The organism is Cronobacter universalis NCTC 9529, assembly GCF_001277175.1.
Classification (GTDB): Bacteria; Pseudomonadota; Gammaproteobacteria; order Enterobacterales; family Enterobacteriaceae; genus Cronobacter; species Cronobacter universalis.
The window spans coordinates 3620740-3632613 of record NZ_CP012257.1 but is presented as its reverse complement, the minus strand read 5'-3'; the positions used below and the strand labels follow the sequence as shown (position 1 = coordinate 3632613).

The window sequence follows — 11874 nt, the reverse complement described above, 5'->3', positions numbered from 1 at the left end:
ATGGATTACATTCTGCACACCAATTTTTTGCGCCTGATGACATCATTAACATTCTGGGGAAATGTCTTGCTGGTGCTGGCGATAACCCTCGTCACTTACTGGGTCGTCAGTAAAATTCTCGCCGTACTGCACAAGCGCATCGCGCGCTGGGCGGAGGAACACAATAACGGCACCGCGTATAAGGTCTTTCTTGACGTATTAAGAAAGACGCGGCGCATTTTGATTCTCTTTGCCGCCTTTCTTTTCAGTCTGCAATTTGTCAGCCTGCCTGACCGGATGCACAGCACGATTTCCCACGCCTGGTTTCTGGTGCTGGCATTGCAAATCGCGCTCTGGTTCGATCAGGCGGTACAGTCGTGGCTGCGCCACTCGCTAATGCGCCCCGGCACGCACCGCAACCCGGTGACGACGATTATTCTGGGGCTGATGATCCGCGCGCTGATCTGGGCGGTGATGCTGCTGTCGATCCTCGCCAATGCGGGGGTCAATATCACCGCGCTGGTGGCGAGCCTCGGCGTCGGCGGTATCGCCATCGCGCTGGCGGTGCAGACGGTACTGAGCGACGTCTTCGCCTCGCTTTCTATCGGCTTCGACAAGCCGTTTGAAATCGGCGATTTTATTGTCTTTAACGATGTGTCCGGCACCATCGAACATATCGGGCTAAAAACCACGCGCATCCGCAGCTTAAGCGGCGAGCAGATCGTCTGCGCGAACGCCATTCTGCTTCAGCAGACGATCCACAACTATAAGCGTATGCAGACGCGCCGTATCGTGTTCACCTTTGGCGTCTCGCTCTCCACGCCGCCTGAGAAGCTGCGCCAGATAGGCCCGATGGTCAAATCCATTATCGAGCAGAGCGGCGATACCCGCTTCGACCGCGCGCACTTCGCCACTTTCGATCAGGATCGTCTGACCTACGAAGTGGTGCACATCATTAATACGGCGGATTACAACCAGTATATGGATCTGCAGCAGGAGATTAACCTGCGCATCATGGAAGGGCTTCAGGAGCTGGGCGTGCGGCTGGCGCTGCCAAGCCGTGTGATTATCCAGCCTGACGCGCCGGAAGAAGAAAAACCGCAGGAGGGCACCCCGCAGACGCAGCCACAAACTCACTAAAACCGTGAGCGCGGCGGGACTAAACCGCCGCGCATATAGGTTTACGGGTAAGCCTGCAGCCACTGAGTCATATGCTTAACATCGTTCGCACTCAGCGCTTCAGCACTTTTTTTAATCTCTGCTTCAAGCGTGTTACTACTCCGGGTATGGTACTCGCGCAACTGACGGTAAATCTGGTAAAGCCGAGCGAGTTTAAGGGGACGCTGTGTATTTAAGGGTTTACGGGCTCGTTTTGAGCCACGCAGCACGTGTCTTAATAACGTGAGGTTAAGTTTCCAGACGGAAAAACGCAGCTGACCGAGTAACGATAGCACTCTCAGCGACAGATGAAACTCTTGCTCGCCGCTAAGCGTCAGCGTATGTCCTGCCGCATCGGTCACCGGCAAGGATGATTCGAGGTTAACCAGCAGATTATAAAGACCCTGCTCAGACTTACGGTAAGTCGTAATTTTTTTCATCGCCTGCGGTTTATCAACGATTAACGCAAGCTGTTCTAGCTTCGCCAGCCTGTTTAAGCAATCTTCATGCGCCGCCCTATAGTTTTCCAGGTTGTGTTTACGCAGGGTGGCGATCGATTCCTTCAACGTGCGGTCCAGCTTGTCCAACTGATAGCCCTTACGCGCCTGGTTGACATGCAGCGGTAGCCAGCCTTGCGCGCGCGGATCGTCGAGATGCAGCCCACTTGCGATGGCCGTATCCGCTAAAGCGTCGGTATTCACAAACGCCCCCTGAACTTCATACAGACCGACGGCATGCTGGGCCAGTGACGCAGGCGAGACTAGCGCCGGATCTTTAGGCGGATCAAATAACGTCAGCCCGATTTTTTCGTAGTACACTGCGACCAGCTCGGAGCAAAAGAGCGTTTTGCGACCATGTTTTTTACTGGCGACCCTATCAATGCCCTGAAGCAAGACGCTGTAGAGGCGGCGCACTGCGGGTGGGTGACGGCTGGCGTCAGCCAGGCGATGCAGATAAGCGTAATCGCTATAGAACCAGTCGTTTCGCATCTCTTCTGCAGCCTGTTTCGCGATGCTTTCGGGAACCGACTCGATATCTCTATGACGCAGCAGTTTGCAATAACGTGGATTGCCTGGCATAAGCCAGACATCACTCTTTACTCCCTCATTATCAATGGTGATGACAGGAAAGTCGGTAAATCCTATGCCGTGCCCATCAGCCTCCGCCAGGCGTACCGGCTGAAACTGCTCCCCGCTATGCATCCAGAGCGCCGCGTGTGAAAACAAACTCCCATCGGCAAAGCGGATCCCTGCGCTCTGTAACCCGGCGTTCTGCACCAGCAAAATGTCGCCCGGCCTGACAGCGGATACTTTCAACCACCAGCGATGCGCTTTAATGCGGGACGCTTCCAACGTCAACGGTTGAAAATTAAGGGGGTCACGCGGTGTACTGGAGAGCTTATTCATGACAAGGCATCCTGCAGAGTAAGAAAGGAAAAGCGTAATGCGCCGGGATGGGCCGGACGGCGAGCGATGACAGGGGTTAGGTCAGTACAAGACACACACTTTCTGTCAAATATCCCATCGGAATACGGCCTGTTTCTGCCAGCAAATCGCGCGCGATGATGCGCCGCATTCTCGGGCGTTGCAGAGTCAGGTCACAGACAGGCATGACGCTTTCTCATGTCACCCTGCGACCGGCAACGTGGCTCGCAAGAGAGATGACGTATACCGGTTCATTGTTGCAGTGTTTGCGGCTGACGTCAGCCCATGAAAAAAGGGAGGGAGACCGCGCGACGTGCGCCGCGCGGCAGGGAGTTATTACCACCAGGCTTCCCACATCGCGCCGATATTCAGTGAATCGAGCGTGGTGTCGTCGGTATTGTTGATGCGGGCGGTGCGTTTGTTATCCACTTCGCCGCCGGTGACGTAGAAGCGCAGCATCGGGCGGAATTCCGGACCCATCGCGATAGACATGTTCTGCGAGAGCGTCACTTTCCAGCCGCTGTTATCGCCGCCGTCCTGATAGTCGACGCGCTGCCAGCCCGCTTCCAGCCAGGTGGAGTGCACGTCGTTCCAGAAATACATCGGGCGCACGATGGCGTTGTAGTTGCGGCGGTTATCGCGATCGTTGTCGTAATCGTGGAACGCCAGCAGGTACTCCAGCTGCGCCTGCTGTGTGAATCTGTGCAGCCCTTCGAAGCTCGCGTACACCGTGGTCAGATCGTCGGTTTTGTTGTACACGCTGTTGTCCGAATTGTCGGAGTAGCGGGCGATAAGCTTATTCACGCCGCTGTCGTTGGTATGGCTCAGCACCACGCCGCCCTGCCAGGCTTTCAGGCGCTCGTCGCGATCGACCGCTTTAGAGTCGAAGCCATAGTTGGCGTACAGTTCCAGATCGAGCGGGCCTATTTTCATGCCGTGAATTTTAGACGTCGCCGCGTAGTTGCCTTTGTCGCCGGTGCCGGAGCCGCCGGTACAGGTGATGCGCGACGGGTTCGCCTCGTCTTCCATCACTTCCGGGCTACAGGATTCCACGGCGGCCACCACCGCCACATCGAACTGCACGCCGCCCAGATCGAAGTTTTTCACCCCGGCGCCCTGGCCGTCGTGGTTCATCCAGAAGTAGTCGTTAATGCCCTGTTGCGGACGCTGGTGGAAATCGCGGCCGGCCCAGAAATAGGCGTTCGGGTTCGATTCCAGCAGGTTGGTCACGCCTGCGTAGGCTTTTTTCAGGTTCACTTCGTCGCCCCAGTGGTCAAACATCACGTTGACATCCCAGATGGCGCCGTTGCCGCCTTTAAAGGCTTTGGAGAGCTGGAATTCGCCGCCGTTGCCTTCGTTGCCGAGACGGCCAATGGCGGAGGCGCCGTTATAGGAGCCGTCGACCGCCACAAATTTCTGGTCGCCGCTCTGGTAATGCGCGCCATAGCGGGCGTAGCCGGTAAACTTCACGCCGAACGGAATCGCCAGATCCGGCGTCTGGGCGGGGCTTTGCGGCTCGGTGACCACATCCGCTTTCTTGTTCATGGCGGCGTCGATTTTCGCCTGGCGCTCGGCCAGCGCTTTATCCACCGCTTTCGCCACCATGGCGTCAATCTGTTCCTGGGTATATTCCTGAGCGAGCACAGACACAGGGCAAAGGGCGGCGATAACCGCCAGGGCTAATGGAAGTTTTTTTAACGTAGTCATAATTATCTCTTTATCGTCACTATTATTAAGACAACAGCTCTCCCTTCTGGCGGGCCAGAATTAATGCGCTATCATCGGGAAAGCGTATTTACGTCATTTCGGGTACAGCGGTTTATTTATCGCCCGCAGAGTTTCTTCTGCCGCGAATAAAATAATTTATTTACTGACGCTGATATAAATGCATCAGCTCTTCAGAAAATTCGCGCGCAAGCAAAGAATTCATTAAATGATCCTGCGCGTGCGCCATAATTAAGGTCATCGGCTGGCGGCCTTCGCCCGCGTCCTGCTCAATGAGCTTCGTCTGCATCTTATGCGCCTGCCGGGCGTAGCCGTCGGCTTCGCGCAGCAGGTGTTGCGCCTCGCTGAAATTGCCCGCCCGCGCGGCGTGTAGCGCCTCAAAGCAGAGGCTGCGCGACTGCCCCGCATTGACGATGATTTCCATTACCGCTTCTTCCAGTGCAATCATTCTTTATTACTCTTCATTGTTGAAAGGGAATAAAAAGGCGTAACGCTCCCCGCAGGGCGAAATACCGCCACGCGTTTACTGCTTATTATTTCCGGTGTCGTTATTTGAGCCGCGCCGTCCCTGGCACGGTGGGAATTATCCGGTCACGGTTTGCGCCTGCGGAGCGGCGTTACGCGCTTTCAGCTCTTCGGTCTTCATTAGCGAGCGTTCATAGGCGCGCAGGAACGGCAGGTAAATCAGCGCCGACATGACCATACAGATAAGGCACATCACTACCGGGGCCAGCGCCCAGTTGGCGGCCCAGGACGCGCCGATGGGGGCGGGCGTCGTCCAGGGCGTGAGCGAGACGACCTGCTCAATCAGCCCAAGGCGGGTGGCGGTCCAGGCGAGTACGGCGTTGACCAGCGGCACGCAGACGAACGGGATAAACAGGATCGGGTTCATAATGATGGGCGCGCCGAACAGAATCGGTTCGTTAATATTAAAAAAGCTCGGCACGATGCCCATTTTGCCGATGGTGCGCAGGTGCGTCGCCCGGCTTTTCAGCAGCAAAAACGCCAGCGGCAGGGTGCTGCCGACGCCGCCGATCAGCAGGTAGTGATCCCAGAAGCCTTGCAGATAGGTGTGCGGCAGCGCGGCGCCCGCGGCCAGCGCCGCCTGGTTGGCGGAGAGATTCGCCATCCAGAACGGGTTCATGATGCCCGTGACGATAAGCGAGCCGTGGATGCCCGCGAACCAGAAGATCTGGCACAGCAGCACGGAGAGCAGTACGGCGGGCAGGGAGTCCGACGCGGAAACCAGCGGCTCCAGCAGATGCATGATCGCCTGCGGCATAATCATGCCGGTTTGCGCTTCGATAAACAGGTTCAGCGGGTGCAGCGTTCCCATCACCGCGATAACCGGAATGAGAATTTCAAACGAGCGCGCCACGCCGGTCGGCACCTCTTTCGGCAGGCGGATGGTCACCTTGTGCTCCTTAAGCCACGCGTAAACGCGGGTGGAGTAAATCGCCGTAATCAGCGCCGTGAAAATGCCCTGGCCTGAGAGATACTGCGTGGAGATTTTGCCGTCGGCGTAGGGGGCTGCTACCAGCAGAAACGCCATAAAGGCCAGCAGGCCCGCCATGACGGGATCGAGCTGAAACTGACGCCCCAGGCTCGCGCCGACGCCAACGGAGATAAAAAAGGTCATCACGCCCATGCTGAGATTAAACGGCAGCATTAGCTGTTCGCGGTACGTCTGCGAGAAATCGAGCCATGCGCGGGCAAAGCCGACCGTGGTATCGGCAGAGAACGGCGGGAAGATAAACACCAGCATAAACGAGCCGATAATCATGAACGGCAGCGCCGCGGTGAAGCCGTCACGAATGGCGATAACATATTTCTGCTGGCCGAGTTTCCCGGCGAGCGGCGTAATCGTCTGTTCAATAACGGCAACCATCGACTGATATAAAGAACTCATGGGCGAGATCCTGTTTCTAATGCGCGGCTTCAATAAGCGAGAGCGCGTAATCCAGCACTTTGTCGCCACGCTGCATTCCGTAATCCATCATGTCGATGGCCTGAACAGGAATACCGTGAGCGGCAGCCTTTTGCGACAGCGTCGGTAACATATATTTCACCTGCGGCCCGAGCAGCACCACCTGATACTTTGGAAACTGCGTATCAAATTCGGCAACGCCCCAGGCTTCTATCTGGACGGGAAGATCCCGTTCTCCTGCCGCGTCAACCATCTTTCTCACCAGCAGACTGGTGGACATCCCCGCAGAGCAACACAGCATAATCTTGTACATGACCTCGTCCTTAAATGTAAAAACTTATTGCGGAGATGATTGGATAGGATATGGAAACCGATTTCCATTTATAAAAAAGAGAAGTGTGAAACCCGTCATGATCTCCGTCTTATCGGACGAATTAATTGGATTTGCATCACAGCTTTTCAGGCGAAAGACGTAGCGCGGACACGAAACGGAAAATCGGTTTCCATGATTTCGGGAAACGGATATACTTCAACCGGTTATCATCTGAACGATTTTTGATGAAGATTTGACGCAGAAAGCCAGGTTTCTGCCAGGGGAAAAAGATGTCAACAATCAACGATGTATCGCGTCTGGCCGGGGTGTCTAAAGCCACGGTGTCACGGGTGTTGAGCGGATCGCGCGGCGTCAAAGAAGCCAGCCGTCAGGCCGTGCTGAAAGCCGTGGATGAGCTCAACTACCGGCCCAACGTCATCGCGCAGTCGCTGTTAAGCCAGAGCACCGGCTGTATCGGCGTTATCTGCGCCCAGGAGAATATCAACCAGACCACGGGCTACCTCTACGCGCTGGAAAAACAGCTCAGCCAGCACCAGAAACACCTGCTGCTGCGCTTCGCCAACAGCAAGCATGAAGTGATGAACGCGCTGGACGAACTCACCAGCGGCCTGTGCGACGACGTGCTGATTATCGGCGCGCGGTTTCCGTTAAACATCACCCAGGAAAATGTGATCCTTGTGGACTGCATGGAGAGCGAAAACGCCCCCAGTCTGCATTACGACCACGCGTTCGCGGTGGAAACCGCCTGTAACTATCTGATTCGGCAGAACCGCCGCCAGATAGCGCTGATTTATCCGCAGGGCAACGGCTTCGCCGATCAGGTGCTGCTCGGCTATAAGCTGGCGCTGGAGCGCAACTTCCTGCCGTTTAACCGCAATCTGGTGTTTATGGATGCGACGTCCTCCTCGGTGGCGTTGCAGGAACTGCTGAATAACGCCACCACGCTTAACTTCAACGCGCTGCTGGTGGCGGACGATCAGGAGGCGCAGCGGGTTATTCTGCAGCTTCAGGCGTTTAATAAATCGGTGCCGGACGACATTATGGTCTTCAGCCTCGCGGGCACGCTGCAAATGCCCGGCGTCCCGACTATCCCGGCTATCGAATATTCGATGGACGTCATGGCCGCGCGCATTGTGGGCTGGCTGAACGAGAAGACGCAGGATGTGCTGGGCAGCGGCGTGCTGCGCGGCGATCTCTTCCTGCCGGAGATGCGCAAGCGCTAAACGCATCAGGCCGCCTGCGGGCGGCTTTTTTGTGAGCGCATCACCCGTTTAAGCTGGCGGGTATGGCAGCGCGCCAGCGCAAACACTGAGATAAACGCGCCGAGGAGCGCGCAGAGCATATCCGCCTGGGTGTCCCACTCGTCGCCTTGCGTGCCGAGAAAATCATCGGCGTCTTTACCGAGCGCCAGCGCCACCCACCACTCGATCAGCTCGTAAAAGGCGCTGATGGCAAGCGTCACGCAGCAGACCAGAAACGCGAGCATTTTCGCGCCGAGCCGGTAGCCGCCGCGCGCCAGCACTTCCCGCGCCGAGAGCGATATCACCAGCCCCTGCAACACATGGCCGAACCGGTCGTACGGGTTGCGCGCCATCCCGAGCCACTCCTGCACCATAAATCCGACGGGCACCCGCGCGTAGGAATACATGCCGCCGACGATAAGCGACACGCAGCCGATGAAAATCAACGCATAGAGCAGCGGCGTCAGCGGATAGCGCTTCGCGGTGGCCCACAGCACCGGCACCACGATAAATACCGGCAGCACTTCCATAAGCCAGGTGAGCCGACGTCCGGTGGTGAGCGCGGTAATGACCAGCAGCAGCGCCAGAAGAACAGTGCCGACAGAGAGATAAAACGGGCGGGAGAGGAGCATCAGCGATCCTTCACAACGGTAAAATACGGTTGAGTGGTAACACATCAAAAATAACGTTGCTAAAGCGTCGTGCAGCCCGCCACGCAACGGTCATCGGTTTTATTAAGGGTAGACGCCCTCCCGCGTAGGTCCATGATTAAACTGACCCGTCGCGTTCGGCAAGAAAGGAGAGTGCAGGGGGAAGGCGCGCGAGGTAAGCCTGAAAAAAACGGGGCCGCTTACCGGCCCCGTGGGTTTTACATCATGAGCACTCAGAACGATTTGTTCAGGCGCAGGCTGAAGGTATGCGTCTGGTAACGCTCGCCTGCCTGGAGATCGTAGCGGGCGTCAACGCTCAGATCGTTTGCGTTAAACAGCGTGCTGCCGACCGACACTCCCGCCATATCCTTAACCGGCGCCGCGCCTTTGGTGGTGAACTGCGTCTCGCCAATAGTATCTGCGGCGTAAGTCGCGGTATTGCTCGTGCGGCGGTTGTCGTACTGGTGGATCCAGGAGACCTGCGCGAACGGCGTCAGGCGGCCAAAGCCCGTATCGAAGCCTTTCTCGATGCGCGCGCCAAGATCGCTTGTGACCGACTGCGTGTGCGACGAACCTACGTCCAGCGCCATGCCGTTGCCGCCGCTCTCTTTATAGCCATCCACATGCTGATAACCATAAGTCAGGCCCGCCATCGGGGTGAGGACAACCTCAGCCGGCAGCGTGAACGGGTAGCCGAATTCGCTTTGCAGCGTCACGGACTGACCGTTGAACTTGCCGTTTGCCGTGCCGGAGAAGCCGGTGAAATCGGCGCGACGAACGGTGTCGTAGTTCTGGCGGGTCAGCGCGGCAGAGAGGTTCATAAACCACGGGTCGCCTGAGTAGCCGGCATAACCAATCACGCCATAGTTATTCGCCGTCGAGTTGTTGCCGCTCAGGTTGTCTTTACCGTGTACGGAGGTGTTGCTGTAGTTCAGCGCCGCACCCACGCGCCAGTCTTCGGCGACGGTACGATCCGCGCCAAACAGCAGGCCGCCGAATGTCGCGCGGTATCCGCTCACTTCGCTGGTGCTGTCCTGACGGGCATAACCGCCGTACGGTTGAGCCCAGACGATCCAGTCGCTGTAGCCGTCACCGGTGGAGACGCCGCTCAGGCCCGCCGTCTGCGGCGTGCGGATAGTCTCCAGATGGTTGCCGACGACACCCATCGCGGTGGACGTCGCCACGCCGCTCGCCGTGCTGACGCTGATATTCTGGCTGGTGGACAGACGCTCGCCCACGCGGTTGGCTTCTTTCGTGCCTTCAATCGCCAGCGAGGCGTTGTACAGCTCCAGCAGCTGCGGCGAAATCCCGGAGTAATGGGCCAGACCGTTCAGCGACGACGTCGCGTTCGGCGTTGTCGGGCCTGGTTTGGCCGCTGGCGGAGCAGGCGGAGTGACCACGACCGGCGGCTTGCCGACAACCGGCGGCGTGACCACTGGCGGTTTTCCGACGACAGGCGGGGTGCCGTCAACCGGCGGCGTGACCACAGGCGGCGTCGGCGCTTTTTCAAGCTGAACGACCAGCGCGCTGTTTGTCTCGTCAACATAGGTTGAGCCTGTGACCAGGCCATCATAACCCACTGCCTTATACGCCAGTTTGTCAGCGTTATAGTTCGTGCCGGTGGTGTTGGCGTTAATCACCACATAGCGCTGGCCGGGTGCAAATTTATAGGTGTTGCCGGTACGGGTAAGCGATACGGTGGAGCCCTGGTCAACAGTGGCGGAGCCCGTCACATTCAGGCGGCCATAACCGGCGTCCTGCGCGATATCGCCGCTGGCTGACGCCGTGTCGCTCGCGCCGAGGATAAGCGCCGCGCCAGCGTTCTGGTGATAATTGCCGGTGATAGCGATCGGGGCATTAACCTGAAGCTGAGCGGCATCGTTAAGAACGGTGCCGACGGCGCCGGTATTGCTGTCATCGCTTGAGAGGCTTTGCATCGTCAGAGTGGCAATATTAATGTTGTCATTCAGCAGCATTGAGCCGGAGCGGAAGATAACGTCGCCGTTGCTGGCAATCGTACCGATACCGTTAGTTCCGGACACTGTCTCGTCATCGCTCTCGATTCGGGCACCCGTGAGAACGCCCTGCTTATCCGTGCCGCCGATAAATTCCAGCGCTGCGCCGTTAACCGACGTAATATTGCCTTCGATGACGCCGCTGTTAGTGACCGTCAGCGTGGAATCGCTGGCGCCCCTGATATAAATAGCATTGTTATTGCTGGTAATGGCGCCGCTATTGGTAATGGCATTTTTAGCGCCGTTACTGCCATCGATATAAATGCCGTAGCTGTTGCCGGTAATGGTGCCGGTGTTAATCAGCGTGGCGGCTTCCGCTTGAGTATTATAATTTGATGTATAAATACCATAAGTGCCGCTGATGGTGCCGTTGTTAATAATAGTGCCGGCAGAGATAACATTCTCGGCATAGTTACGGTTAAAAATACCCACCACGGAGCCAGTGATATCACCGTTATTAACAAGTTTATCAATCTGACCGACGTTATACACGCCGAAGTAGGCGCTGGAAATTTTACCGTCGTTAGTTAATGATTTAATGACACCCGTGCTGTTATTAAAAATAGCAGAATCATTATAATGAGAAGTATTATTGTTAGTGCTTGCGATGGTGCCACTGTTGTGCAGCGTATTAATGGTGCCGGAGTTATAGATTGCGCCGCTGTTATAATAGTAAGCATTGGTGTTGCTGAGGGTGGAATTAATAACACCCGCATTTTCCAGAAGATCGATAGTGCCGTTATTATTAATGCCAGTCTGCCCGGTAATCACGCCTGAGGAGACGTTATTGAATGTATTTATGACGCCGCTGTTGACGATGCCGCCGCCAAACTGGGAGTAATTAGTATTGCTGTAATACGAAGTTGATTCAGGCCCGGCAATGGTGCCGCTGTTGGTCAGCGTACCGACTTTACTGGTGCTGGTGAGGTTAATGGCGCTGCTTGAGTAATTACCGCTTTCGCCCGCGACTTTGATGCTGCCAGTATTGTTAAGGGTATCGATCGTTCCCTGGTTTTGCAGAGCGTGAAGGGAGATATTGCCCAACTCACCATTTACTGCGGAAATCGTGCCATCGTTAACCAGAGAATTCAGGCTGGCGTCCTGGCTGACATCAAGACCTGCGGCTCCGTCACCCGTCGCACTCCCTTCGTTAGTGACATGCACCGTCTTATATTCAGCCGGGATCTGAACGTTAATTTGTGGGCTGGAAATGACATAGTCGCTCGATACCGCAAAGGCATAAGGCGCCAGCAGTCCCTGGGCAGAGGTTAACGCGACCAGCAAGGTGCCTTGCTGGCTAAAACGTGATTTTTTCATGATGTACCGTGCGATTCCGCGCTTAAGGTTAAGGATGAGAGCCGTTATATGTTACGTTCCGATTCGTCTGCTTACATTCCGTTGCGCTCTACACCTTTGCTGGC

General features: G+C 56.4%; 9 protein-coding genes. 2 read left to right on the top strand and 7 right to left on the bottom strand.

What is annotated here, in order from left to right:
* The gene (locus AFK65_RS16690) at positions 1 to 1119 is read left to right on the top strand and encodes a mechanosensitive ion channel family protein (RefSeq protein WP_038856262.1); all 1119 of its coding nucleotides are present in this window, start codon (positions 1 to 3) and stop codon (positions 1117 to 1119) included.
* A gap of 41 nt (positions 1120 to 1160) precedes the next feature.
* Here AFK65_RS16690 and AFK65_RS16685 read toward each other — a convergent pair whose 3' ends face one another.
* The 5 genes from AFK65_RS16685 to AFK65_RS16665 form a co-directional block, all read right to left on the bottom strand.
* The gene (locus tag AFK65_RS16685; protein WP_007701800.1) at positions 1161 to 2543 is read right to left on the bottom strand and encodes a C40 family peptidase; all 1383 of its coding nucleotides are present in this window, start codon (positions 2541 to 2543) and stop codon (positions 1161 to 1163) included.
* Positions 2544 to 2897: 354 nt separating this feature from the next.
* Entirely contained in the window at positions 2898 to 4268 is a 1371-nt protein-coding gene (locus tag AFK65_RS16680) for a carbohydrate porin (RefSeq protein WP_007701797.1), read from the bottom strand.
* 160 nt (positions 4269 to 4428) lie between these two features.
* A complete protein-coding gene (locus AFK65_RS16675; RefSeq protein WP_007701793.1) occupies positions 4429 to 4734 on the bottom strand; it encodes a PTS lactose/cellobiose transporter subunit IIA in 306 nt (101 codons plus the stop codon).
* Positions 4735 to 4869: 135 nt separating this feature from the next.
* Complete coding sequence (locus AFK65_RS16670) at positions 4870 to 6195, bottom strand: PTS sugar transporter subunit IIC (protein ID WP_038856263.1); 1326 nt, start codon at positions 6193 to 6195, stop codon at positions 4870 to 4872.
* 16 nt (positions 6196 to 6211) lie between these two features.
* Positions 6212 to 6526: a PTS sugar transporter subunit IIB gene (locus AFK65_RS16665; protein WP_004384873.1), complete on the bottom strand. Its 315-nt coding sequence runs from the start codon at positions 6524 to 6526 to the stop codon at positions 6212 to 6214.
* A gap of 290 nt (positions 6527 to 6816) precedes the next feature.
* On the opposite strand from AFK65_RS16665, the gene AFK65_RS16660 reads away from it, so the two are divergent.
* On the top strand, positions 6817 to 7770 hold the full coding sequence (locus AFK65_RS16660; protein ID WP_007701778.1) for a LacI family DNA-binding transcriptional regulator: 954 nt from the start codon (positions 6817 to 6819) through the stop codon (positions 7768 to 7770).
* Between the two features lie 5 nt (positions 7771 to 7775).
* Here the strand turns inward: AFK65_RS16660 and AFK65_RS16655 are convergent, their stop codons facing one another.
* Positions 7776 to 8420: a DUF2238 domain-containing protein gene (locus tag AFK65_RS16655; RefSeq protein ID WP_007701776.1), complete on the bottom strand. Its 645-nt coding sequence runs from the start codon at positions 8418 to 8420 to the stop codon at positions 7776 to 7778.
* A gap of 251 nt (positions 8421 to 8671) precedes the next feature.
* Positions 8672 to 11770, bottom strand: a complete 3099-nt coding sequence (locus tag AFK65_RS16650; RefSeq protein WP_007701773.1) for an autotransporter family protein — start codon at positions 11768 to 11770, stop codon at positions 8672 to 8674.
* Positions 11771 to 11874 lie beyond the last annotated feature (104 nt).

What these genes read in the sequence shown, in the direction of transcription:
- AFK65_RS16670 (WP_038856263.1), bottom strand. Translation starts at nt 6,195, where the DNA reads ATGAGTTCTTTATATCAGTCGATGGTTGCCGTTATTGAACAGACGATT.
- AFK65_RS16690 (WP_038856262.1), top strand. Translation starts at nt 1, where the DNA reads ATGGATTACATTCTGCACACCAATTTTTTGCGCCTGATGACATCATTA.
- AFK65_RS16675 (WP_007701793.1), bottom strand. Translation starts at nt 4,734, where the DNA reads ATGATTGCACTGGAAGAAGCGGTAATGGAAATCATCGTCAATGCGGGG.
- AFK65_RS16655 (WP_007701776.1), bottom strand. Translation starts at nt 8,420, where the DNA reads ATGCTCCTCTCCCGCCCGTTTTATCTCTCTGTCGGCACTGTTCTTCTG.
- AFK65_RS16685 (WP_007701800.1), bottom strand. Translation starts at nt 2,543, where the DNA reads ATGAATAAGCTCTCCAGTACACCGCGTGACCCCCTTAATTTTCAACCG.
- AFK65_RS16665 (WP_004384873.1), bottom strand. Translation starts at nt 6,526, where the DNA reads ATGTACAAGATTATGCTGTGTTGCTCTGCGGGGATGTCCACCAGTCTG.
- AFK65_RS16650 (WP_007701773.1), bottom strand. Translation starts at nt 11,770, where the DNA reads ATGAAAAAATCACGTTTTAGCCAGCAAGGCACCTTGCTGGTCGCGTTA.
- AFK65_RS16680 (WP_007701797.1), bottom strand. Translation starts at nt 4,268, where the DNA reads ATGACTACGTTAAAAAAACTTCCATTAGCCCTGGCGGTTATCGCCGCC.
- AFK65_RS16660 (WP_007701778.1), top strand. Translation starts at nt 6,817, where the DNA reads ATGTCAACAATCAACGATGTATCGCGTCTGGCCGGGGTGTCTAAAGCC.